Origin of the sequence: Blautia sp. XA-2221 (genome assembly GCF_028767025.1) — a bacterium.
Taxonomy (GTDB): Bacteria; Bacillota; Clostridia; order Lachnospirales; family Lachnospiraceae; genus Blautia_A.
Genome location: NZ_JAJQXX010000011.1, coordinates 76,436 through 100,751, shown reverse-complemented (window position 1 = coordinate 100,751; position 24,316 = coordinate 76,436). Strand labels below are relative to the sequence as shown.

Sequence of the window (24,316 nt, the reverse complement as noted above, 5' to 3'; positions counted from 1 at the left end):
CGAGGTAGATAGGGCAGAGGTGGAAGTGCGGTAACGTATGGAGCTGACTGCTACTAATAGGTCGAGGGCTTGACCAAGAAGCTGAGACGAGCGGCTGGAACAGGAAGGGAGCAGAACGGAGTGAGTTTACTCACAGAGGGAAGTTGCCAGACTGTGACAGACATTTGCGAGGCAAATGACATTGAGTGACGGAAGTCACGAAATGACCAGGCGAGTCGTTGAAAGCATAAGCAAGGTTAAAATGATTCCAATGTCAACATGTATGTAGTTTTGAAAGTGCAATGTAAGTAGCCGGTGAGGCTACTTTTTTTATAGGAAATGAGCTATTTTTTATTTGCAGAAACTTCTATCTACGTCATTTACGAACAGAAACCGGAAGGGAATGTCCGGTGAAAATGAAGCCAGTACCAGGCAAGGGTACTGGTTTTTTGTACTTAAAATGCTTCCTATATATCAAAGTAATCTTATTTATATCAAAGTAATCACGTCATTTAAACCAGGATGATTAAATGTTTTAACGTATTTAAGGACTAAGGAGCGAACCCATGTTATTTCGGCAAAAAGGCGGTGTCTTTTAAACTGTCAGCATAAATTTTATTGAAGTAATTGAAGCAAATTTCGGGGCAAGAGTAAATTTCACTACAGATTAAGAATATGGTAGTTACTTTTTGGTTTAAGCCACTTTTTGGTTTAAGCCACTTTTTGGTTTAAGCTACTTTTTGGTTTAAGCTACTTTTTGGTTTAAGCTACTTTTTGGTTTAAGTTACTTTTTGGTTTAAGCTATTTTTTCATTTAAGGCAGTAAATAAGTTATTCTGGTTTGATTGCAATTATCGAACATATGTGCTAAAATACAAAAAAGGATTTAGATATGATGCGAAAAAACATTTTTACATTTTTCTAAACAGTTGTATAGCAGCAAGGGAAATATGTGCAGTGAAAGCTTTCAGATGGAGGAAATTATGCCGCTTCAGTTTATTATTGGAAATTCCGGATCAGGAAAGTCATATACAGTTTTTCAGAGCGTGATCCAGGAGGCCAGAGAGCATCCGGAACAGCTTTTTTATGTGATCGTTCCGGAACAGTTTACCATGCAGACTCAGAAAACACTGGTAGAAATGCATCCGGACGGAGGAATTCTGAACATTGATGTACTTAGTTTTGAACGCCTTGCCTTCCGTGTTTTTGAAGAGGTGGGCGGAGATACCAGAAAGATACTGGAAGAAACAGGAAAAAATATGGTTCTTCAGAAGCTGGTTCAGAAGCATCAGAAGGATCTGGTTTATCTGAAAAATCAGATGAAAAAACCTGGTTATCTGGATGAGGTAAAATCTCTGATTTCTGAATTTATGCAGTATGAGGTAGGAGAGCAGGAGCTGGAAAGAATGAAGGAGGACGCTTCTGACAGAACTCTTCTTCAGATGAAGCTTCAGGATGTGACAGTTCTTTATCAGGCATTTCGGGATTATCTGAGAGAACATTACATGACACAGGAAGAAGTGTTGGAGGTTCTGGCAAAAGAGATTGTTTTTTCTGAGAAACTTCGTGGAAGTGTGCTTGTTCTGGATGGATTTACCGGTTTTACTCCTGTGCAGATGAAGGTGGTAAAAGAGCTTCTGACCGTATGTAGCAAAGTTTTAGTGACTGTGACTATGGATGTTCAGGAACCCTTTATGGGAAAAGAAAAGTCCCATCAGCTTTTTTATATGAGTCACAAAATGATACGGGGACTTTGTGAACTTACAAAAGAAACAGAGGAACCTGTGTGGATAAAAGCCGGTGAAAAATCGCGGTTTGCTCATTCACCTGCCCTGTCTTTTATGGAAAAAAATCTGTTCCGGTATCACAGGCAGGTTTATAAACAGGAACAAAAGGAAATCAGCATTTTTTCTGCGGGAACTCCGCTAAAAGAAATGGAAGAAACTGCAAGAAGGATTCTTCGTCTTGTGCGAAAAGAGGGATACAGGTTTGGAGAAATCGCTGTGATCACAGGTAATCTGGAGGAATATGGAAATCTGTCCAGACAGGCTTTTGACAATAGTGGAATTCCATGCTTTATTGATGAAAAACATTCTATTCTCATGAATCCTTTTGTAGAGTATGTAAGGGCAGCCCTGGAAATGGCAGCTCAGGGATTTTCCTATGAAAGTGTGTTCCGGTATTTGCGCTGCGGAATGTCAGATATCACACGACAGGAGGCTGACCGGCTGGAAAATTATGTGGTGGCGCTTGGAATACGGGGTTTCAAAAAATGGAAGGAAAAATGGATTCGGATCTATCGGGGAATGAAAGAGGAGTCTATTCTGGAACTGAATGAGATCCGTGAGCGTTTTGTCCGGGAAACAGAGGCGCTTGCCTGTGGATTTTCCGGAAAAAAGAAAACCGTAAAAGAATACTGCAAATTTCTTTACGACTTTATTGTAAGGAGCCGTATTCAGGAAAAGCTTTATGAGCAGGAAGAAGTATTTTTCCGGAAGGGCGACCGGGCAATGGAAAAGGAATATGCTCAGATTTACGGGATTGTCATAGAGCTTCTTGACAAAATGACAGAAATTCTGGGAGAGGAAACAGTCTCCCCGGAAGAATTCCGGCAGATCCTGGAAACAGGAATGAGTCAGGCGAAGGTCGCTTTGATCCCTCCCGGACTGGATCAGGTCCTTGTGGGAGATATGGAGAGAACCCGTCTGAAGGATGTTCGCGCTTTATTTTTTGTGGGGGTAAATGAAGGAAATATCCCGAAGAACACAGAGTCAGGGGGAATCCTCACAGAGCTGGACAGAGAATTTTTTGCAGATCAGGGAGTGGAGCTGGCTCCCGGACCAAAGGAACTGATGAATATTCAGCGGTTTTATTTGTATCTGAACCTTACCAAGCCGTCAGAGCATCTTTGTCTTTCTTTTGCAAACTCAAACATGAAGGGGGAAGCAGTAAGTCCGGCTTATCTGATCCATACAGTCAGACGGCTTTATCCGGAACTGCATCCGGAGAGGGCAGAGGAGCCTGAAAGTCTTATAGAGCTTCTGGAAACACCTTCCACTGGTATGGATTATCTTCTGGAAATTCTTGGCAGCGATACAGATAAATATGAGGAACCTTTGTTTCAGGAGCTGTACAGCTGGTATCTGAGAAGCCCGGAGTATCAGGAACTTACAAAAAAACTGACAGACGCGGCATTTATGAGAAAGCCTGCAGACAGAATCAGCGCCAGCATTGCAAAGGCTCTCTACGGGGATGTATCACCGAACAGCGCCACCAGGCTGGAACGTTTTGCAGCCTGTGCGTTTGCTCATTTTTTAAGGTATGGACTTGAGGTTACAGAGCGGGCGGAATATGAATTTCGTGCAATGGATATGGGAAATGTGATCCATCAGGCTCTGGAGAAATTTGCCGCAGAACTTCAGCGAAAAGGACTGAGGTGGAGTGAACTTGATGAAGAGGAAAGAGACAGTATTGTAGAAGAATGTCTGAATCAGGTGGCTGCGGATTATGGCAACACAATATTAAAAAGCAGCGCCAGAAACCAATATATGATAGAGAGGACCTCCCGTATTCTGAAAAGGACTGTATGGGCGCTTCAGGAGCAGCTGCGCCAGGGAGAGTTTCTGCCGGAAGGCTTTGAGGTTTCCATAGGAGGGGGAAGGATCGACCGTCTTGATGTTCTGAAAGAAGATAAAAAAGTGTATGTAAAAATCATAGATTATAAGTCAGGAAATACCTCTTTTGATCTAGTCGGTCTGTACCACGGTCTTCAGCTTCAGCTGGTGGTGTACATGGATGCAGCGCTGGATGCAGAGCAGAGAAAGCACCCGGACTGTGATATCCAGCCGGCAGGGATTTTTTATTATAATGTAAAAGATCCTATGATCCAGGAAAATATCCAGGCTGATATGGACAGCATCCAGCCGGGACTTCTGAAAGAATTAAAAATGAACGGACTTGTGGCTGCAAATTCTGATGTGATCCAGAAAATGGACAGAAGCCTGGTTTCTCTGCCAGTAACCTATAATAAGGACGGTTCTTTCCGAAAAGGCTCGTCTGTTGCAACAAGAGAGCAGTTCCGGCTTCTGAATGAATATGTAAAAAGAAAAATTTCCGACATCCGTGGTGAGATTCTTTCCGGTGACACGGAGGTATCGCCCTATGAGCTGGGAAAAAGAACTGCCTGCACCTACTGCTCTTATCAGGGCGTCTGCGGATTTGACCGGAAAATTCCCGGTTATGAGTACAGACGGCTGAAACAGTTTTCGGATCAGGAAATATGGAATCATCTGGAAGAGGAGGAACGCTGATATGGCAGTGACATGGACAGAAGAACAGCAGCAGGTAATTTCCCTGAGAAACAGAAATATTCTGGTTTCTGCAGCAGCAGGTTCTGGTAAAACCGCAGTGCTTGTACAGCGGATTCTCAGTAAGATTTTGGACAAGGAACATCCAGTGGATATTGACCGGCTTCTGATCATGACTTTTACAAGAGCAGCAGCAGGGGAAATGAAAGAGCGTATTTCCGCAGCTTTGGAACAGGCGCTTTTTGAGGAACCGGACAACGAGCATCTTCAGAAACAGATGACCTTGATACACACAGCTCAGATCACGACCATTGACAGCTTTTGCTCTTATATCATCAAAAATTATTTTCACATGATCGGGCTGGATCCGGGCTATCGGACAGCAGATGAAGGTGAGCTGAAGCTTTTAAGAGAAGAGGTCCTTGAAGAGCTTTTGGAAGAAGCTTACGAACAGAGAGATGAAGAATTTCTGGAACTGGTGGAATGTTATGCCTCTGGCAAAACAGATGAGGGGCTGAAAGAACTGATACAAAAGGTTTATGAAGCCTCTGTCAGCCATCCGTTTCCGGAAAAATGGCTCCGTCAGTGTTTAGAAGTTTACAGGGTGGACAATAAGGAGGAGTTGCGGAAAGCCCGGTGGATAACTCTTTTGTGGGAAGAAACCGGAGAGCAGCTGAAAGAAGCAGAACGGCTTGCACAGCAGGCAAGAGCAGTCTGTGTATCACCGCAGGGACCCTGGCAGTATGAGGCTGCTCTGGACAGTGACCTTCTGCTTATCGGACAGATTAAGCAGGCAGCAGAACAAAAGGATTATGACAAAGTAGCGGAGCTTTTGCAAAAGCCTTCTTTTGCGCGGCTTTCTGCAAAAAAAATATCTGAGCAGGACGAGGATAAAAAAACTCAGGTAAAAACGTTCAGAGAAGAAGAAAAAAACATTATCAAAGAGCTTTCCGCCAGATATTTTTGCTGGAAAGAGGAGGAGCTTCTGGAACTTCTCCGCTGCTGCAGAAGCCCGGTGGACAGTCTTGTAAAGCTTACCTGTACATTTCAGGAAAAATTTTCTCAGAAAAAACGGGAAAAAAACATTCTGGATTTTACGGATATGGAGCATTTTGCCCTAAACATTCTCATGGATGAGGACGGAAAACCAAGCCAGGCAGCCAGAGAGCTTTCTGAAAAATATGAAGAGGTCATGGTTGATGAGTATCAGGACAGTAACCTTGTTCAGGAGATGATCACCACCATGGTTTCCGGATGGGCTCAGAACAGAAAAAATATCTTTATGGTAGGAGATGTGAAGCAGAGTATTTATCGTTTCCGACTGGCAAGGCCTGAGCTTTTTATGGAAAAATATAAGACCTACTCCACAGAGGACAGCAGGGAACAGAAAATTGAGCTTCACAAAAATTTTCGAAGCCGTGCGCAGGTTCTGGAAAGTGTGAATTATATTTTTCGCAGGATCATGGGAGAAGATCTGGGAGGCATTACCTATGATGACAACAACGCCCTTTATCCCGGAGCGGATTTTCCTGCGGGTGGAGAATTTCTGAAAACAGAAGTGCTTCTGGTGGAAAAGGACAGTGAAGAACTTCAGGACGAAGATTCCGGTCAGACACCTCAGGAGTTAGAAGCGCTTGCCATTGCAGCGGAAATAAAGAGAATTACAGGCAGAGAGCAGGTTCTCGACAAAGAAACCGGAACATACAGACCTTTGGAATATGGAGATATTGTGATACTGCTCCGTTCAGCCTACGGATGGGCGGATACCTTCCGGGAGGTATTGGAATCAAACGGAATTCCGGCGTATACAGCGTCCAGAACCGGATATTTTTCTGCTCAGGAAGTAGTGACCCTTTTGAACTATCTGAGAGTTTGTGACAATCCGCTGCAGGACATTCCCCTGACCGGAGTATTGTATTCTCCACTGGTGGGTTGTACTGCCCAGGAACTGTCGCTGCTCCGTCTGGAAAATCAGGAAGGCCTTTTGTATGAAAGTCTTTGTGCTTTTATAGAAAAAGAACCCAGTGAAGAAGCGGAGTCAGAGAACCGGGAGGAACAGGAAAAACAGATTCTCAGGGACAAACTGAAAAAGTTTTACAGTCAGCTTCAGAAAATTCGTGATATGGCAGCTTATACACCGGTTCATCAGCTGATCCTGCATATTCTGAAAGTAACAGGCTATGAAACCTATGTAAGAGCGCTTCCCGGAGGGGAACAGAGAGGCGCCAACCTTCGGATGCTGGTGGAAAAAGCAATGGATTATGAAAAAACCAGCTACCGGGGACTGTTTAATTTTGTCAGATATATTGAGAGCCTTCAGAAATATGAGGTGGATTTTGGCGAAGTAAATGTGACGGACGCCGGCAGCGGAGCTGTCCAGATTATGACAATCCATAAAAGCAAAGGGCTGGAATTTCCTGTTGTGTTTGCAGCAGGAATGGGAAAACAGTTTAATTTCCAGGATATCAATGCCCGGCTTCTGATCCATCCGGATCTGGGGCTTGGAGCTGATGCAATTCTTCCGGAAAAAAGACTGATCGCACCTACGCTTCACAAACAGATTATCCGCAGAGAGCTGAAAAGAGAAAGTCTGGGTGAAGAGTTAAGGGTTCTCTATGTTGCCCTTACCCGTGCCAAAGAAAAGCTTTATATTACAGGAACTGTAGAGAAACTGGAGGAAACTCTGGCGCGGATTTCCTATGGGAAAAACAGAGAGGAAACATTGCTGCCCGGGGGAATCCGTTCCGGGGCAAGAGATTTCTGGGATGTTATACTTCCGGCTCTTGCAGGTCACAGCGCAATGAGAAAACTTTATCTGGATTATGGCATTCCTGCCGGAAGCCAACAGGAGTGCCGAGATGAGAATGCAGAATTTAAAATAAGAAAAGTTACGGCAGCAGATCTTATTCAGGAGCAGATTGTAGATATGACAGATTTTCAGATCCGTGAGCAGGTGATGAAAAACTGGGACTGTGAAAAAATATATGATCAGGAAATACGGCAGGAACTGGAAGAACGGTTCGAGTTTCAGTATCCATGTGATTATCTGGCAGAAATGCCTGTAAAGGTAAGTGTATCTGAACTGAAAAAAAGAAGCTGGCAGGATGAAGAGCAGGAAGAAACTGTATTTTTTCAGAAAGAATTTGTACCATTGGTTCCACGGTTTGCAGCAGAAGAGCAGACTGTCCGGGGAGCGGCAAAGGGAACTGCCTATCACCAGGTTATGGAATGTCTGGATTATACAGGAGACAATTCCTTTGAAGGAATTAAAAAACAGATCAGTCATTTGGAAGAAATGGGAAAAATGAGTCCGGAAGAAGCAGGCTGCATTTATATAAAAGATATTCTGAGCTTTGTGCGCTCAGATCTGGGACAGAGAATGAAAAAAGCGGCTCAGGAACAAAAACTTTTCCGTGAGCAGCCCTTTGTGATATCTGTGCAGGCCTCAGAGCTTAATGACTCCTGGACAGGAGGAGAAAAAATTCTTGTACAGGGTATCATTGATGCATATTTTGAAGAAGATGGCGAACTGGTCCTGGTGGATTACAAGACAGACCGGATTCTTCCAGGTGAAGAGCAGAAACTGGAAGAACGTTACCGTATGCAGCTTGACGATTATGCTCAGGCTCTGGAAAGACTTTTGAAGAAAAAAGTAAAAGAAAAGATTATTTATTCCTTTGCCCTTCAAAAGGAAATTCCGGTAAAAGATCTGCCTTCCATTTCCTAACAACAGAATAAAATCAGGCAATCAGTTATGAACATTACGGAAAAATCCTCAGACAATATGTACTGTCCGGGGATTTTTTTAATCAGACTCTCCAGCCTGCGGGATATTTATTTTTAAGAGTACCATTTACTAGTTTGCCGAAGCCAAGAGGGTAGCCTTCTGCGCAGAGAAGATGCCAGCCTTTTTTGCCATGGGCTTCTCCCTCTTCAATGAGAAGAGTTTCCCCCTTTAAATACCGGGTCAGACGGGAATCATCCAGAGAGAGAGAAATCACGGCTTTTACATCATTTTTATAAAGAGCCAGAGCGAAAGGCTGGGACGGCTCAAAGCGGTTCTTTTTCAGATCGCCCAGATACAGACCGTTGCGGAGAAAGGTAAGTCTGCGGAAACTGGTGTTGACCGGAGGAAGATAATAAACTTTGTCGCCTCTGGTTTCTACCCGATTCCAGTCAAATGCCTTTCCGCCCAGAGTCTGTAAACCGATTTCCTCAAGAAAAAGTTCCAGCCACTTTCTGGTATTGGCATCCTGGCGGGCAGAAGAAGTCTGCTGAACCATATCCGGCTGTCCCTGTTTTTTTATAAGAGCCAGGAAATGTCCCTCACCGTTCATTTTATGTGGGAAAATGCGTACACATTTTCTGAGATCTTCATTTCCATTTCCCCATTCCGGTACTCCCGGAGAAAATCCCTCATATGCAGGAAGTTCCAGAAGCTCCATATCCTCTCTTTGCTCCAGAAGATAAGAAATGGTTCCCTCATCCTCTTCCGGGGCAAAGGTACAGGTAGAATAAAGAAGAAGTCCGCCGGGACGGAGCATATCTGCAGACTGAAGAATCAGTTCCCTTTGTATTCCGGCCAGTTGGTGAGATTTCTCAGGGGTCCAGTCTTTTGCCAGAGCTTCATCTTTTCGGAACATTCCTTCTCCGGAGCAGGGCGCATCCAGAAGAATTTTGTGAAAAAATCCCGGGAACTGCTCTGTAAGCCGGGCTGGCGTTTCGTTTGTAACAAAGCTGTTGGAAATGCCAAAAAGCTCCAGATTGCGAAGCAGCGCTCTGGCTCTTGAAGAACTGATATCATTGGCGATCAGAAGTCCCTGCCCGTTCAGAGCAGCGCCGAGAGCAGTTGCCTTGCCGCCGGGAGCCGCACAGAGATCAAGAACAGACTCTCCGGGATTTACCGGAAGACAGGCTGCCGGAGTCATGGCGCTGGGTTCCTGAAGATAATAAAGTCCTGCCTGATATAAAGGGCATCTGGAAGGCCGGATGTCCTCAGAATAAAAATATCCGTTTTCTGTCCATGGAATCCGTGTTACGGGAAACGGAACAAGCTTCTCAAATTCTTCACAGGTGATTTTTGATGTATTGACACGAAGCCCGTAGGTACGGGGCTTTTTATAGCTTTCTAAAAATTCTTCATATTCGTCTCCAAGCATTTCCTTCATCCGGGAAAGAAAGGCCTGAGGAAGAACTTCAATTTTGGATAAATCTCCCATAGATAACCTCCTGGTGTGGATCCTGTCATTTTGTAGTTTAATCATGTTATTGCGAACAGTTATTTAATCATATCATACATGGTGGAATTTGACACCTGTATTCCTGATAATAATTTTAGTATTTTAAAAATCAAGTGAGGATTACAGTTATCATGGTAATGAGCGAGAGTTTAGCTATCAGAGCGCAGTCATATAGTTTTTGATGATTGTACATTTTGTTTCCTGTAATCTGGTTACAATATATTCTAAATTATTTTTAGAGACGGTATTTGGCATCTTTATGATAGCTTTTAGTTTTGGGATAGATTTGAATATGTACATATAAGTGACTGGCAAAAGCACTAAATGTACATACAGATTTATGTGCAAAATGCACATAAAATGCAGATGCATATATAAAATACTTGACAAATATACCGGGTGGGGTATACAATGTGCTCACAGTTAAACGTAATAAGTAACATATAAACGTACAAAACACACAAAAAAACAATGCGTTTGTACGAAATGTAACACAAAAACTGTACAAGTAACGGATGACTTGTACAAGAATGAACAGGGAGGAAATGAAATGAACAGAAAGTTAGTCAGTACAGCACTTGCAGCAGCAATGGTATGTTCCATGGGAGCGGCTTCCGCTACCACAGTGTCAGCAGAAGAGCAGAAAACAGTTGGTATTTTAATGCCAACTCAGTCATCTGAAAGATGGATCAACGATGGCGCTAATATGAAAAAACAGCTCGAAGAAAAAGGGTACAAGGTAGAACTTCAGTATGCAGAAGATGATACAGCAATGCAGGTATCTCAGCTTGAGAACTATGTAGGTAAGGGCGTTGACTGTCTTGTTATTGCAGCAATTGACTCCGGAGTGCTTGTAAATGCTGAGGCACAGGCAAAAGAAGCAGGTATTCCTATTATTGCCTATGACCGTCTTCTTATGGATACAGATGCGGTGTCTTATTATGCAACCTTTGACAATAAAGGCGTTGGTACTGTTATTGGTAATTATATTAAAGATACTAAGAAGCTGGATGCAGCCCGTGAAGCAGGAGATTCCTACACAATTGAATTTTTTATGGGATCACCGGATGACAACAATGCACTCTTCCTGTACAACGGTATTATGGAAGTTCTTCAGGAGTATTTGGATGATGGAACGCTTGTATGTAAATCAGGAAGAACATCTTTTGAAGATACATGTATCCTCAGATGGTCTCAGGAAACAGCACAGGCAAACTGTGAGAACATTTTAACAGCAAACTATGCAGATGAAGACCTTGATATTGCATGTTCTGCATTTGACGGATTTGCATATGGAATCAAAGCTGCTCTTCTTGGAGCCGGATATACAGAAGAAAACTGGCCTCTGATTACAGGACAGGATGCGGAAGTTATGGCTACCAAAAATATTATTGACGGAACACAGACCATGTCTATTTACAAAGATACCCGTCTCCTTGCTGAAAAAGCAGTTACCATGGTAGATGCAGTGCTGAAAGGTGAAGAGCCGGAAATCAATGATACTGAGCAGTATGATAATGGAAAAATGGTAGTTCCGACATATATGTGTACACCGGTTGCAGTAGATCAGTCCAACTATAAAGAAGTTCTGATCGATGGCGGATACTATACAGAAGATCAGTTAAAATAATGAGTTAAGCTGAATGTGAAACTAAAAGAGGCGGCGGAAGAATCCGCCGTCTCTTTTCATAAAAAGCAGTAAAGGAGAGATGGAAAGACATGTCAGAAGTTATTTTGGAAATGAAGCACATAACAAAAGCATTTTCTGGTGTAAAAGCGCTGGACGATGTAAACCTTCAAGTCAAGAAGGGAGAAATTCATGCGTTATGTGGTGAAAACGGAGCCGGCAAATCAACCCTGATGAATGTTCTTTCCGGCGTATATCCTTATGGTTCATACGAGGGAGACATTATTTATAAAGGAGAGACCTGTAAGTTCCACAAGATTAAGGACAGTGAGAACAAGGGAATTGTTATTATTCATCAAGAGCTTGCACTAAGCCCATATTTATCTATAGCGGAAAATGTTTTTATGGGAAATGAACGTGTTTCTATGAAAGGGGTTATTGATTGGACAAAGACCAGAGGAGAAGCAAAGGAGGCACTGGCTCATGTTGGTCTTGAAAATGAAAACCTGAATGCCCCTGTAAATACACTGGGAGTAGGAAAACAGCAGCTAATTGAGATTGCCAAGGCAATGGCAAAAAATGTCGATCTTTTGATACTGGACGAGCCTACAGCGGCCCTTAATGATGAGGAATCTGCACAGCTTCTGGAAATTATGCTGGAGTTGAAGAAAAAAGGTGTTACCTGCATTATTATTTCTCATAAGCTGAATGAAATCAGTTATGTTGCAGATTCTATTACGATCATTCGAGATGGAAAAACGATTGAAACTCTGAAAAAAGGAGTGGATGAGTGGACAGAGGACAGAATCATTAAAGGAATGGTAGGACGTGAGATGAATAACCGTTATCCGGTTCGTGATAATTGCTCTATTGGTGACGTGGTTCTGGAGGTGAAAAACTGGAATGCATATCATCCAGAGATTCCGGAGATGCAGATTCTTAAAAATATCAATATTAAAGTACGGGCAGGTGAGGTAGTGGGACTTGCAGGACTGATGGGAGCAGGGCGTACAGAATTTGCTATGAGCTTATTCGGCCATTCCTATGGTCAGAAAATTTCCGGAGAAGTTTATATGCACGGAAAAAAGGTCAGCACAAGAACAGTGAAAGATGCGATTAATAATAAGATTGCCTATACTTCGGAGGATAGAAAAACTTACGGGTTGGTATTGATTGATGATATCAAAACAAACATGACAATGGCTGCATTACGCAATTACTATTCTAATGGAGCCATTGTCAATGAACAGAAGGAAAATCTGGAAGCAGAGGAATATAAGAAAAAAATCAACGTCAAAGCAACATCTATTCATCAGACGGTTGGATCTTTGTCAGGAGGAAATCAGCAGAAAGTTGTTTTGGCAAAATGGATGATGACGCAGCCAGATGTTCTGATATTGGATGAGCCGACCCGAGGTATTGATGTTGGTGCAAAATATGAAATTTACTGCGCTATTAATGATATGGCCCGCGCCGGTAAGGCGGTGATTGTAATTTCATCTGAAATGCAGGAAATAATAGGAACCTGTGACCGTGCGTACATTATTAATGAAGGTCGTATAGCGGGAGAACTCAGTCATGCTGAACTTAGCCAGGAAAGTATTATGAAGTGCATTATGGACGGTAATGCGAAAGGAGAAGAATAATGGGAACAGATACTAAGAAAAAATATGTGAATCTGGATTTGAAATCCCTTGGAATGGTTGTAGCACTTGTTGTAATTTTTGCTATTTTTTATGTACTTACAGGCGGAGCAAATGCGACACCAACCAATATTAACAACCTGATTATGCAGAATGGTTACATTATTATCCTTGCAACCGGTATGCTGCTGTGCGTACTGACTGGATATATTGACCTGGGAGTCGGTTCTGTAGTAGCTCTTGGTGCTGCATGTGCGGCAAAGCTTGTTGTAGAGCAGCAGTGGCCGGTAGCCCTTGCATGGCTTGTAGCTATTGCCATTGGACTTGGAGTTGGTGTCTTTTCAGGATTTTTTATTGCATATTTGGACATCCCACCATTTGTAGTAACACTGGCTACCATGCTTATGGGACGCGGACTTACATATACGCTTTTAAAATCTCTTACAGTAGGTCCTCTGCCTCAGGATTATGCATTCATCGGAACAGGATTTCTTCCTACAGTTAAGGTTGAATTTGCAGGAGGAACACTGGATTTGGTATGTGTAGGCGTTGCTGCTGTTGTCACGGTATGTCTAATCTTGGCAGAACTGAAAACAATTAAAACAAATAACAAATATGGATTTGCTAATATTATTCCGTGGCAGATGGCATTAAAAGATGCTGTGATTCTTCTGATTGTGTGGTTTTTCTTTATAAAACTGGGACAGTATAACGGTATTCCGATTCAGCTGATTGTTCTTGGTATTGTAGTTGCTGTTTATCATTTTATTACCAGTAGAACTGTAGCAGGTCGTCAGATTTATGCAATGGGAGGAAATGCTAAGGCGGCAAGACTTTCAGGTATTAATACAAGACATGTATTTTTCTGGGTATATGTAAATATGGGTGTTCTTGCAGCCCTTGCAGGAATCGTATTGTCTGCACGTCAGGGCGGTGCAAATCCTAAGATGGGAGATGGCATTGAAATGGACGCCATTGCTTCCTGCTATATCGGAGGTGCCGCTGCATCTGGTGGAGTTGGTACAATTATTGGTGCTGTTGTTGGCGCTCTGGTAATGGGTGTTTTGAATAATGGTATGTCTATGTGTGGTATGTCAACAGATCTTCAGAAGGTTGTGAAAGGCGCAGTGCTTCTGGGAGCAGTTGTACTTGATGTAACAACAAAAAAGAAAAAGAGTTAATCTGGTATAAGATATGGGTATTGCTAAGTACCGTCAGGTGACGGAATGGATTCAAAACAGAATAGCGTCCGGAGAGTTGAACCGAGGAGATCAGATTGAGTCAGAAAATGATATCAGCCGTGTTTTTGGCATTAGTCGTCAGACGGTGCGCCATGCACTTGGACTTCTGGAACAGCAGGGGATACTGACTCGTATTCAGGGAAGCGGAACCTTTGTGCGGGATGAGCAGGCAGAGCAGGAAGAAAAGAAGATGCTGTCCCATACAGTGGATATTCTTACTACTTATGTGGATGGATATATTTTTCCAAGAATCTTGCAGTCGATGGTAGAACGACTGGAAAAGGAAGGTTACAGTGCACGTATCATGTTTACGGGTAACCGTATTGAAACAGAGAGGAGACTTTTGGAACGTATGTTGGATGAAGGCAGTCGGGATCCTCTGATTGCAGAACCGGTTATGAGTGGCCTTCCGAATCCAAATCTGAAATTTTATCGCAGACTTTTATCACGGGGAATTCCAATTCTGTTTTTTAATAGCTTTTATGAAAATTTAGATATTCCGCATATCAGTATGAATGATGTACAGGCAGGCAGAACAGCCACGGAATATCTGATTGAAAAGGGACATACCAGAATCGGAGGTATTTTTAAAGCCGATGACGGTCAGGGTCGAAGGCGTTATCTTGGCTATCTTAAAGCTTTGGGACATGCGGGTATTGAAGTGAACGAAAGCAGAGTGACGTGGGTTGATACACTGGAAATGAAAGATTTTTCCCGGATTATGGAAAAAATTCAATATCGTCTTTCAGGATGTACTGCGTGCGTCTGCTATAATGATGAAGTGGCTTATGAATTAACCAGACGTTTCTTAAAAACAGGAAAAAGAATTCCGGAAGATATATCCATAATAGGTATTGATAATTCCGAACTGGCGAAATTGAATCCGGTTCCCCTGACAAGTGTAGGACATCACATTGAAGATTTGGGAAATTATGCTGCGGAAGCAATCCTTCGGATGATCCGAGAACCGGGTTGCGATGTGACATATGAGTTTCCCGTTTTTCTGAAAGATCGCATGTCCGTATGTCAATATACGGAACAGAAGAAAAATAATACAGGAGGATATGAAAATGAAAGCACAGAAAAAATATAAATTTTGGTTTGCCACAGGCTCACAGGACCTTTACGGAGATGAATGTCTGAAAAAGGTGGCAGAACATTCCAAAGTTATTGTAGCAAAATTAAATGACTCTGGTATTCTTCCTTATGAAGTGGTGTGGAAACCTACCATGATTACAAACGAAGTGATTCGCAGGACTTTTAATGAAGCGAATGCAGACGAGGAATGTGCAGGTGTAATTACCTGGATGCATACTTTTTCTCCGGCAAAATCCTGGATTCTGGGACTTCAGGAATACAGAAAGCCGTTGCTTCATCTGCACACACAGTTCAACGAAGAAATTCCGTATGAAACCATTGATATGGATTTTATGAATGAAAATCAGTCGGCTCACGGTGATCGTGAATACGGTCATATTGTTACCAGAATGGGAATTGAACGGAAGATTATAGTTGGACACTGGAGCAACATTAGGGTACAGGAACGTATTGCATCATGGATGCGGACTGCTGTGGGAATCATGGAAAGCAGCCATATCCGAGTTATGAGAATTGCAGATAATATGAGAAATGTTGCGGTAACAGAAGGCGATAAGGTTGAAGCCCAGATTAAATTTGGATGGGAGATTGACGCTTATCCTGTAAATGAAATTGCAGAAGCGGTACAGGCTGTTTCAAAATCGGATACAGATGTTCTGGTAGAAGAATATTATGATAAATACCGGGTAGTCACAGAGGGAAGAGACGAAAAAGAATTCAGGAAACATGTTGCGGTACAGGCTCAGATCGAGCTTGGATTTGAACGATTTCTGGAAGAAAAAAATTATCAGGCTATCGTCACGCATTTTGGAGATCTGGGATGTCTGCAGCAACTTCCCGGACTTGCAATTCAGCGATTGATGGAAAAAGGCTATGGATTTGGCGCAGAAGGAGATTGGAAAACCGCTGCTATGGTTCGTCTTATGAAGATTATGACTCAAAATGTTCCTGATGCCAAAGGAACTTCCTTTATGGAAGATTATACATATAACCTTGTTCCCGGAAAAGAGGGAATTTTACAGTCACATATGCTTGAGGTCTGCCCCACCATTGCAGAGGGACCTGTCAGCATCCGTGTGAAACCTCTTTCCATGGGAAATCGTGAAGATCCTGCACGTCTGGTATTTGAGGCAAAAGAAGGTCCTGCCATTGCCACTTCTCTTGTGGATCTTGGAAATCGATTCCGTCTTATTATTAATGAAGTGGATTGTAAACATACAGAAAAATCTATGCCTGAACTTCCGGTAGCATCTGCATTCTGGACGCCGAGACCGAATCTTACTACAGGTGCTGAAGCATGGATCCTGGCAGGTGGAGCTCATCATACTGCATTTTCCTATGATCTTACTGCAGAACAGATGGGAGACTGGGCCAGCGCAATGGGTATTGAGGCAGTGTATATTGATAACGATACAACCATTCGCAACTTCAAAAATGAATTGAAATGGAATTCTGTTTACTATAGATAAAATTAATTAAAGATTAGACAAAAGCTCCTGGTGCGACTGCACAGGGAGCTTTTTGTGTGCCGGAATATTGAAAGTCTGTTAATTTTTTAATATACTATTGACAAAACTATATTATATGATATATAGTATTGTTAACAAAACAATATTAATGTTTAGTATAATATTATACAGAAACAAAAAGGAGTGAGCCCATGGTATTTAATACAGGTGCAGCCCTTCTGGATGCCATTGTTCTGGCAATCGTATCGCAAGAAAAGGACGGAACTTATGGGTATAAGATCACCCAGGATGTGCGCAGTGTTCTGGATGTTTCGGAATCCACACTTTATCCGGTGCTGAGAAGGCTGCAGAAGGATGAATGTCTGGAGACCTACGATATGGCATATGAAGGTCGTAACCGCAGATACTATAAATTGACAGAAAAAGGATCTGCGCAGTTGAATTTATATAAGGTGGAATGGAAAAACTATTCTTCAAAAATTTCCAGGCTGTTTGAGGGGGGAATTGAATTATGAACAGAAAAGAATTTATGGACCAGCTGGAAAAGCTCCTCTCTGATATTTCAGAGGATGAGAGAAAAGAGGCTCTTGATTATTACGAAAGTTATTTTGATGAAGCAGGAGAAGCAGAAGAGGCTTCTGTAATCCAGAAGCTTGGAAGCCCTGGGAAAGTAGCGGCTATCATTAAGGCTGATTTGAGAGAAAACAGTGATACAGCCGGAACTTACACGGAAAAAGGCTATTATGATGAAAGAACAGAGGAGCCGGGACAGGTTCCGGAAGAAAGAACTTCCAACAGAAAAGACAGAGGATATCAGCCAAAGGAGAAGCGGGGCAGTGGAATGATGATTCTGGTACTGATCCTTCTGGTGTTCCTTTCACCGTTTTTGTCAGGTGCTATAGGTGGTGTGGTTGGATTTGTTGTAACAATCATCCTGCTTCCGTTTATCCTGGCATTTGGAATCGGCGCCGGAGTAATTGGACTGCTGATCGGTGGAATTGTTACAGTGATTGCCGGAATCGGACTTTGTTTCACTGCAACACCGGTTGGACTTTTTACGGTCGGACTGGGAAGCATTGCTACAGCCATAGGTCTTGTGGGACTGGTATTTATTATCTGGGTGATCAGTAAACTTTTACCTAGACTGTTGAACAAATTCACAGACTTTTGCAGCAGATTGATCCACAGAGAAAAAGGAGGTAATCAGGCATGAGAAAATTTTCAAAAATTGTTTTAGGCATGGCAGCAGTTATTGGAGTTGTAGGATTAGGGCTTACGGTAGGCGGAGTTGCCATGGGAGCAACCATGGACGATATGAGATATGAGGGAAGTTCTGTTCAGAAGGTTGTGAACCGCATGGTAAGAGTGGCAGAAAACCTGAATGATGACGACTGGGACGACGATATATGGGATGATGACGATTGGGAAAGTGAAGATATAGATCCGTCAGCAAAAGAAGGAATATATGAGCTGGAAAATATTTCTTCTATGGATATCGAGCTTGATTATGATGAGCTGATCCTGGAGGAATATGACGGTAAAAATGTAAAAGTCCGTATTTCAGGAGACTGTACAGAGGAAGTAACAGTCAGCACAGAAGGTACGGAACTTAAAATTGAAAGTGAAGGAAAAACAAAGCCTGAAGAAAGACAGGTAGTGGTTTGTTATCCTGTCGGAATGAAATTTACAGAGGTAAATATTGATGTGGGGGAAGGAACAGCAACTTTGGACAGTGATCTGAACGCAGGAGAATTCAGCGCATCCGTAGGAGCGGGAACCCTGGAAAACTATGGTGCGGTTTCAGCCAGAGAGGCTGATATTGAGGTTGGAGTAGGAACACTGTCTCTTACAGATCTTGATGCGGAATATATTGAGGCAGAATGTGGAATTGGAACCATGGAACTTGAAGCAGCAGGTAAAAAAGATGATTATAATTACCGTCTTTCCTGTGGCGCAGGAACACTCAGTCTTGAGGACGAGGAATTTAGCGGTCTGGGAGCAAGCAAAATAGTAGACAATGATGGAGCTGCCCGTAAAATGCAGTTAGAGTGCGGTATGGGAACCATGGAAGTAGGCTTTACTGACTGATCCCCGGAACAGATGCTATGAAGTGACAGTTGATTTTCAGAGGCTCTGATACATCGGAGCCTGACAGAAAGGAAGTAGAAACATGAGTAATAAACGTCTTTATAAATCTTCAGTAAACTGTATGCTCTGCGGAGTCTGCGGCGGCATTGCGGAATATTTTGATATTGATCCTACCTTGGTACGTCTGGCATGGGTGATTCTCACCTGTTTTGGCGGCGCAGGCATATGGGCGTATATCATAGCTGCGATCATTATTCCGAAAGGCTGAATAATATGGAAAAATCCCTTTCCGGAAGGTGCTTATTATAATGCAGGATACTGTGATTTATTTGAAAAAGCTTACCAATATGTCTATGACGCCGAAAGGGATATTTGAGAACGTTTCCGTATAAATTTTCCTGAAAATGTCAATACTCCTGATGAATACAGATAAGGAGTGTGAGGACATTGAATAAAGATAAAGAAGTGAAAAGCTATCTGAAGGGAGAACTTTCTGAAGAGGAAAAGTTGAAATACGAGATTGCCGGAGAGCTGGGACTTTTGGATCAGGTTCTGGAAAATGGCTGGAAAAGCCTTTCGGCAAAGGAAACAGGGCGCATTGGCGGACTGATGACTCGCAGAAAAAAACAAGAAAAATAAGAATACAGAGGATGACTGTTCACAGCCGATGCTTGGAAACGCAGTGAACAGGAAGAGCAAAGAGGATTCCTGGAAATCGGGAATCCTTTTTTCATTGTAAGTAAGCCTGTTCTGTGATATTCTGGAAAAAGAAAAATGTGAAAACATAAGAATAAATAATGTTCTTTTTTATTGCTGCCAGATGCTCAGAGAAAGAAAAAAGGTTTATTCTTGAAAGGGAAGGAAATGAACGAAATTATTGAAAGCTTGTACAAACGAAAATCGATGCGGGTCTATGAAGAAAAAACGATTCCTGAGGAGATGAAGAGAACAATTCTGGAGGCCGCCGCACAGGCTCCCAGTGCAGGCTGTCAGCAGCTTTATACGATTCTGGATATAACAGACAAAAATCTGAAGTCAGCGTTGTCAGAAACCTGTGATCATCAGCCGTTTATTGCAAAAGCTCCGATGGTTCTGGTATTTTGCGCAGATTGTAAGAAATGGTATGACACTTATCTGGAAGCGGGGTGTACACCTCGAAAACCTGGAGTCGGGGATCTTATGCTGGCAGTAACAGATGCGGCCATTGCAGCGCAAAATGCAGTAGTAGCGGCCGAAAGCTTTGGTATTGGTTCCTGCTATATTGGAGATATTATGGAAAATTGCGAAGAACAGCGCAGACTACTAAAGCTTCCGGAATATGTTTTTCCGGCGGCGATGCTGGTGTTTGGATGGCCTGTAGAACAGCAGAAACACAGACCGAAACCGGTACGGTTTGACCAGAGGCATATTGTACACGAAAATACATACCGCGGCATGGATGGGAAAGAACTCCGAAATATGTTTGAAAACCGCTGCGGACAGAAAAACTTTGAGGACTGGACCGCTGCTTTTTGTGAACGTAAATATAATTCTGACTTTTCAAAAGAAATGACTAGGTCAGTGGAAGAATATCTGAAGCAGTTTCTTTAAAACAAACCGGAGAAATAACAGGACACGCTTAGATGATGAAGCGTTTATAAATATTATTTATTCATAAAAAACAAAATGGTTTTGGGATGATCAGATAATCGCACAGTATTATTTCAGAAAATCAATAAGAGACAAAACCTGACAGAAAGTGAGATTTTATCATGAAACAGAAAATAAATTATACGGAGCTTTTGAAAGAAATTGTAATTCTGACAGGAGCTATGGCAGTGATATCAGCAGCAGTTTACTTTTTTCTGGTACCAAGCAAAACATCAATAAGCAGTATTTCCGGCCTGGGAATTATACTGTCTAATTTTGTACCGCTGCCTCTTTCCGCAATCACAATGATTATGAATGTACTGCTTCTGATTATCGGATTTCTGACCTGTGGAAAAGAATTTGGAGTAAAAACCATATATACAAGCATTATGCTTCCTGTCTTTCTGGGAATATATGAAAAAGCATTTCCGTCTTATCAGTCTATAACAGGAAGTCAGGAGCTGGATGTAGTCTGTTACATTCTGGTTGTAAGTGCAGGATCCAGTATTCTTTTTAACCGGAACGCGTCCTCCGGGGGGCTGGACATTGTGGCAAAGATTATGAATAAATATCTGCACATGGAGCTTGGAAAGGCAATATCGCTTTCAGGAATGTGTATAGCTCTTTCCGCAGTGCTTGTGTATGATAAAAAGTCTGTTGTGCTCAGTGTTCTTGGAACCTATTTTAACGGGCTTCTTCTGGACCACTTTATTTTTGGACATAATATCAAACGGAGAGTCTGTATTATCACCAAACATGAAAAAGAACTCAGAGATTTTATTCTTCATAATCTGCACAGTGGGGCAACGATTTATGAGGCTGTAGGCGCATACAATATGAAAAAACGCAATGAAATTATCACAATTGTTGATAAAGGTGAGTACCAGAAGCTTATGGATTATATGAACCATAAAGATCCTGAGGCATTTATTACTGTGTATACGGTGTCCGATCTCAGATATCGCCCGAAGGTGTAGAGGATTGGTGATTGTGACGTTGGAGGGAAGGAATTAAGCGGCTAAAACAGTGGTATAATATCAGGTATAGTTTAATAAAATAGAGTCACAAAAGATAAAGAAAAATAAATACATAATGTATTTATTTTTCTTTTTTTTATATGATATATTATAGTCACACAGGAGGTACAGAAAAATGAAGGATATATATTTACTTAATTATTCTGTTAAGGGAATAAAAACATTGGATCAGTTGATTTCTTTATCTTTTTATAAAAAAACAATTTCTAAAAATCCTGATACACAGGATTACAATGTCAAAGGAATTTACGGTATAAATGGTTCGGGGAAATCTGCGATTGTTACCTCCGTAGATATTTTAAGGAATCTTCTGATTAATCCAGAGTATTTGAATAATCCCATTGTACAGGGGAATTTAGAGGAAATAATCAATAAGAAAACAGAAGAACTGTTTATGGGTGCTGAGTATCTGGTGAATTTTAAAGAACTGTTTATGATTTTTCGATATGAAATAAAGCTGTTGAAGGATAAAACCGGGAAATATACAATAGCCTATGAATGTTTAACTTCAAAGAAAGCACTTTCTAAAAATGATTTTATGGAAACAGTTTTTGAAGTCAAAAATGGAGAAATTATTTCCATTCGGGAAAGTGAAAATGATATGCTTGCCGAAATGCTGCGGAAAAAGACAACAAACCTGTTGATAAACACATCTATGTGTGCTTTGTTTTATGACAAAATTATTATTTCAGAAAAGGGAACATATATAAATGATTTGTTTAAAAGCATATTTACGCTATTAATATTCGGAAGAAAACTGCATGTATATTTAGATCAGTCAGATGATCATAGAGATTATCTGATGCAAAGATCATGTGGATATTCAGAAGAATTGGAAAGTAGTAACTTAGGTAAAGATTCTCTGTTCAGCCATTTTCTGGAGATGGACGGAGAATGCCTTAATGTGATTGCAGTAACCAGAAATGTTGTATTAAAATCTATGTACGAAGATTTTCAAAGAACAGTAGATAGCTTATATGAATTTCTTCGTATTTTTAAATCAGATTTACAGGGCATTGAAATAGATAAAAAGGAATACCATGACGCATTCATATGTAGTTTGATTATGGTATATGATTCCTATAGAATTCATGCGGAATTTGAAAGTACGGGTATTAAAAAGCTTATTAAACTATTTGCATATATCAAAGAAATGGTGCAAGGTGGGATCGTCTTTATTGACGAATTTGATTCGAATCTTCATGATGTATACTTATGTGCTTTGCTGGAATATCTGATGCAGTATGGAGCAGGACAGCTTTGTTTTACCACCCATAATGTAGGTCCTATGGATATTTTAAAGCAGCATAAAAAATCTATTGATTTTTTGTCTGTGGACCATAAAATTTATCCCTGGACAACGAACGGTAATTATTCACCTTCCAGACTTTATAGAAATGGTATGATTGAGGGATCTCCATTTAATGTAGATTCTATTGATTTTATAGGTGTTTTTGGATACAGTGAGGAGGATGAATAATGGGACTCCAACTGATTTTTGCTGTCGAGGCAGACAAAAAAGTAAATCAGACTGGATTTATATGAAAGATACAATAGATTATTTTTATCAATATGATCAGTCACAGTTTAAATTCAGTCCGGTATACATGAATGGAAGAGGAAAATATAAAAATAAAGAAAAAGAAATTTTAAAACTAATTTCTCAGTACGCTTCCACATCTAAGACAAACCGGTCTAAAGTTATTTACTGTTTTGACTGTGATGATTATGATAGGAAACAGGCGGATGCAGATTTTTTGGCAGAGGCAAGCCAGTATTGTAAGGACAAAGACTATGAGTTTGTCTGGTTTTGTAAAGATGTGGAATGTGCGTACTTGGGAAAAAAGGTCGATGCCGGACAAAAGAGTAAAGAAGCCGGAAAGTTTAAGGCAAAAAAATTAATTCGAAATGTCAATCCAGATAAGCTGGCGGTAAATACATATCGAATGAATACCAGCAATGTTATGAAAATCCTTGACAGATATCTGACCCGAAAATAATTTTCAGTGTACATATATAATATTTATAAACATCCGGATAAATATTTTGGGACAGATCAGTAAAAAACAGTATGCACAAACAAGGATTACATACCGCCTGAGTTTATACAATTTTTATATCTTTTTGAACCTCTGTTGATTGAAGAAGTATTTTAAAACTGTTATACTGAATATAAACAAAAAGAAATCTCTCAGGCAGGGGTTTCTTTTTTATCATACAACAGAAAGCAGGCGATGAGAATGGAGCGTCAGGATCATGCATATGTAAAGCTTGAAAATGTGTCAAAGGTTTATGGCTCCGGGGAAGTAAAGATCGTGGCAGTGGATCACATCAGTTTTGAGATCAATAAGGGTGAGTTTGTGGTGGTTGTAGGTCCAAGCGGCGCAGGAAAAACAACTGTGCTGAATATCCTGGGAGGTATGGATAAGGCAACCTCCGGGCACGTGCTGGTAGATGGTGTGGATATTGCGAAATATTCCAGCAAACAGCTTACCGGATATCGGAGAGAGGATATTGGTTTTGTATTTCAGTTTTACAATCTGGTGCCAAATCTTACAGCACTGGAAAACGTAGAGCTGGCTCTTCAGATATGCAAAGAACCTCTGGATGCAGCAACAGTTCTGGAGGATGTGGGGCTGAAGGACAGACTGGGGAATTTCCCGGCGCAGCTTTCAGGAGGTGAGCAGCAGAGAGTGTCAATAGCCAGGGCTCTTGCCAAGAATCCGAAGCTTCTTCTCTGTGACGAGCCTACAGGCGCTCTGGATTATCAGACCGGAAAGGCAATCCTGAAGCTTTTGCAGGATATGTGCCGGGAAAGAGGAATGACAGTAATTGTGATCACTCATAACTCTGCTCTTACTCCTATGGCAGACAGGGTGATCAGAATTAAAAACGGAAAAGTATCTTCTATGGTACAAAATGATGCTCCTACTCCGGTAGAAGAAATCGAATGGTAGGT

General features: G+C 41.5%; 18 protein-coding genes. 17 read left to right on the top strand and 1 reads right to left on the bottom strand.

Features of this window, described 5'->3' with window-relative positions; all coding sequences use genetic code 11:
• Positions 1 to 961: 961 nt before the first annotated feature.
• Together addB and addA are read left to right on the top strand one after the other, a co-directional pair.
• Positions 962 to 4,288, top strand: coding sequence for a helicase-exonuclease AddAB subunit AddB (gene addB / locus LU279_RS10235; RefSeq protein WP_274422412.1), 3,327 nt, complete (start codon positions 962 to 964; stop codon positions 4,286 to 4,288).
• Between the two features lies 1 nt (position 4,289).
• A complete protein-coding gene (addA, locus tag LU279_RS10230; RefSeq protein WP_274422411.1) occupies positions 4,290 to 8,012 on the top strand; it encodes a helicase-exonuclease AddAB subunit AddA in 3,723 nt (1,240 codons plus the stop codon).
• Positions 8,013 to 8,094: 82 nt separating this feature from the next.
• On the opposite strand, the gene LU279_RS10225 is transcribed toward addA, so the two are convergent.
• Positions 8,095 to 9,504 carry an RsmF rRNA methyltransferase first C-terminal domain-containing protein gene (locus LU279_RS10225; protein WP_274422410.1) on the bottom strand — a complete coding sequence of 470 codons (1,410 nt, stop codon included), beginning with the start codon at positions 9,502 to 9,504 and terminating at the stop codon, positions 8,095 to 8,097.
• Positions 9,505 to 10,114: 610 nt separating this feature from the next.
• On the opposite strand from LU279_RS10225, the gene chvE reads away from it, so the two are divergent.
• The 15 genes from chvE (at position 10,115) to LU279_RS10150 (ending at position 24,314) form a co-directional block, all read left to right on the top strand.
• Positions 10,115 to 11,155: a multiple monosaccharide ABC transporter substrate-binding protein gene (gene chvE / locus LU279_RS10220; RefSeq protein WP_442870156.1), complete on the top strand. Its 1,041-nt coding sequence runs from the start codon at positions 10,115 to 10,117 to the stop codon at positions 11,153 to 11,155.
• A gap of 89 nt (positions 11,156 to 11,244) precedes the next feature.
• The gene (mmsA, locus tag LU279_RS10215; protein ID WP_274422408.1) at positions 11,245 to 12,798 is read left to right on the top strand and encodes a multiple monosaccharide ABC transporter ATP-binding protein; all 1,554 of its coding nucleotides are present in this window, start codon (positions 11,245 to 11,247) and stop codon (positions 12,796 to 12,798) included.
• Positions 12,798 to 13,976, top strand: coding sequence for a multiple monosaccharide ABC transporter permease (mmsB, locus tag LU279_RS10210; protein WP_274422407.1), 1,179 nt, complete (start codon positions 12,798 to 12,800; stop codon positions 13,974 to 13,976). Before mmsA ends, mmsB begins: the two co-directional genes overlap by 1 nt.
• Positions 13,977 to 13,989: 13 nt before the next feature.
• The gene (locus LU279_RS10205; protein WP_274422406.1) at positions 13,990 to 15,129 is read left to right on the top strand and encodes a GntR family transcriptional regulator; all 1,140 of its coding nucleotides are present in this window, start codon (positions 13,990 to 13,992) and stop codon (positions 15,127 to 15,129) included.
• Positions 15,107 to 16,603, top strand: coding sequence for an L-arabinose isomerase (gene araA, locus LU279_RS10200; protein ID WP_274422405.1), 1,497 nt, complete (start codon positions 15,107 to 15,109; stop codon positions 16,601 to 16,603). Before LU279_RS10205 ends, araA begins: the two co-directional genes overlap by 23 nt.
• Before the next feature lie 191 nt (positions 16,604 to 16,794).
• Positions 16,795 to 17,118: a PadR family transcriptional regulator gene (locus tag LU279_RS10195; RefSeq protein WP_274422404.1), complete on the top strand. Its 324-nt coding sequence runs from the start codon at positions 16,795 to 16,797 to the stop codon at positions 17,116 to 17,118.
• The gene (locus LU279_RS10190) at positions 17,115 to 17,816 is read left to right on the top strand and encodes a DUF1700 domain-containing protein (RefSeq protein ID WP_274422403.1); all 702 of its coding nucleotides are present in this window, start codon (positions 17,115 to 17,117) and stop codon (positions 17,814 to 17,816) included. The genes LU279_RS10195 and LU279_RS10190 overlap by 4 nt, the downstream gene beginning before the upstream one ends.
• Positions 17,813 to 18,691, top strand: a complete 879-nt coding sequence (locus LU279_RS10185) for a DUF4097 family beta strand repeat-containing protein (RefSeq protein WP_274422402.1) — start codon at positions 17,813 to 17,815, stop codon at positions 18,689 to 18,691. The genes LU279_RS10190 and LU279_RS10185 overlap by 4 nt, the downstream gene beginning before the upstream one ends.
• A gap of 82 nt (positions 18,692 to 18,773) precedes the next feature.
• The gene (locus LU279_RS10180) at positions 18,774 to 18,959 is read left to right on the top strand and encodes a PspC domain-containing protein (protein ID WP_274422401.1); all 186 of its coding nucleotides are present in this window, start codon (positions 18,774 to 18,776) and stop codon (positions 18,957 to 18,959) included.
• Positions 18,960 to 19,138: 179 nt separating this feature from the next.
• On the top strand, positions 19,139 to 19,330 hold the full coding sequence (locus LU279_RS10175) for a small, acid-soluble spore protein, alpha/beta type (protein WP_274422400.1): 192 nt from the start codon (positions 19,139 to 19,141) through the stop codon (positions 19,328 to 19,330).
• A gap of 225 nt (positions 19,331 to 19,555) precedes the next feature.
• Positions 19,556 to 20,281: a nitroreductase family protein gene (locus LU279_RS10170; protein ID WP_274422399.1), complete on the top strand. Its 726-nt coding sequence runs from the start codon at positions 19,556 to 19,558 to the stop codon at positions 20,279 to 20,281.
• A gap of 161 nt (positions 20,282 to 20,442) precedes the next feature.
• The gene (locus tag LU279_RS10165; protein WP_274422398.1) at positions 20,443 to 21,297 is read left to right on the top strand and encodes a YitT family protein; all 855 of its coding nucleotides are present in this window, start codon (positions 20,443 to 20,445) and stop codon (positions 21,295 to 21,297) included.
• 175 nt (positions 21,298 to 21,472) lie between these two features.
• Positions 21,473 to 22,837 (top strand): AAA family ATPase, encoded by a 1,365-nt coding sequence (locus LU279_RS10160; protein ID WP_274422397.1) that lies wholly within the window; start codon positions 21,473 to 21,475, stop codon positions 22,835 to 22,837.
• A 61-nt stretch (positions 22,838 to 22,898) separates the two neighbouring features.
• Positions 22,899 to 23,357: a hypothetical protein gene (locus LU279_RS10155; protein WP_274422396.1), complete on the top strand. Its 459-nt coding sequence runs from the start codon at positions 22,899 to 22,901 to the stop codon at positions 23,355 to 23,357.
• A gap of 240 nt (positions 23,358 to 23,597) precedes the next feature.
• Entirely contained in the window at positions 23,598 to 24,314 is a 717-nt protein-coding gene (locus LU279_RS10150; RefSeq protein WP_330684643.1) for an ABC transporter ATP-binding protein, read from the top strand.
• Positions 24,315 to 24,316 lie beyond the last annotated feature (2 nt).

Excerpts from the sequence above, each read along its gene's own strand:
- addA (WP_274422411.1), top strand. The coding sequence starts at position 4,290 with ATGGCAGTGACATGGACAGAAGAACAGCAGCAGGTAATTTCCCTGAGA.
- LU279_RS10160 (WP_274422397.1), top strand. The coding sequence starts at position 21,473 with ATGAAGGATATATATTTACTTAATTATTCTGTTAAGGGAATAAAAACA.
- LU279_RS10190 (WP_274422403.1), top strand. The coding sequence starts at position 17,115 with ATGAACAGAAAAGAATTTATGGACCAGCTGGAAAAGCTCCTCTCTGAT.
- mmsB (WP_274422407.1), top strand. The coding sequence starts at position 12,798 with ATGGGAACAGATACTAAGAAAAAATATGTGAATCTGGATTTGAAATCC.
- LU279_RS10195 (WP_274422404.1), top strand. The coding sequence starts at position 16,795 with ATGGTATTTAATACAGGTGCAGCCCTTCTGGATGCCATTGTTCTGGCA.
- LU279_RS10170 (WP_274422399.1), top strand. The coding sequence starts at position 19,556 with ATGAACGAAATTATTGAAAGCTTGTACAAACGAAAATCGATGCGGGTC.
- addB (WP_274422412.1), top strand. The coding sequence starts at position 962 with ATGCCGCTTCAGTTTATTATTGGAAATTCCGGATCAGGAAAGTCATAT.
- mmsA (WP_274422408.1), top strand. The coding sequence starts at position 11,245 with ATGTCAGAAGTTATTTTGGAAATGAAGCACATAACAAAAGCATTTTCT.
- LU279_RS10185 (WP_274422402.1), top strand. The coding sequence starts at position 17,813 with ATGAGAAAATTTTCAAAAATTGTTTTAGGCATGGCAGCAGTTATTGGA.
- LU279_RS10205 (WP_274422406.1), top strand. The coding sequence starts at position 13,990 with ATGGGTATTGCTAAGTACCGTCAGGTGACGGAATGGATTCAAAACAGA.
- chvE (WP_442870156.1), top strand. The coding sequence starts at position 10,115 with ATGGTATGTTCCATGGGAGCGGCTTCCGCTACCACAGTGTCAGCAGAA.
- LU279_RS10155 (WP_274422396.1), top strand. The coding sequence starts at position 22,899 with ATGAAAGATACAATAGATTATTTTTATCAATATGATCAGTCACAGTTT.
- LU279_RS10150 (WP_330684643.1), top strand. The coding sequence starts at position 23,598 with ATGGAGCGTCAGGATCATGCATATGTAAAGCTTGAAAATGTGTCAAAG.
- araA (WP_274422405.1), top strand. The coding sequence starts at position 15,107 with ATGAAAGCACAGAAAAAATATAAATTTTGGTTTGCCACAGGCTCACAG.
- LU279_RS10165 (WP_274422398.1), top strand. The coding sequence starts at position 20,443 with ATGAAACAGAAAATAAATTATACGGAGCTTTTGAAAGAAATTGTAATT.
- LU279_RS10180 (WP_274422401.1), top strand. The coding sequence starts at position 18,774 with ATGAGTAATAAACGTCTTTATAAATCTTCAGTAAACTGTATGCTCTGC.
- LU279_RS10225 (WP_274422410.1), bottom strand. The coding sequence starts at position 9,504 with ATGGGAGATTTATCCAAAATTGAAGTTCTTCCTCAGGCCTTTCTTTCC.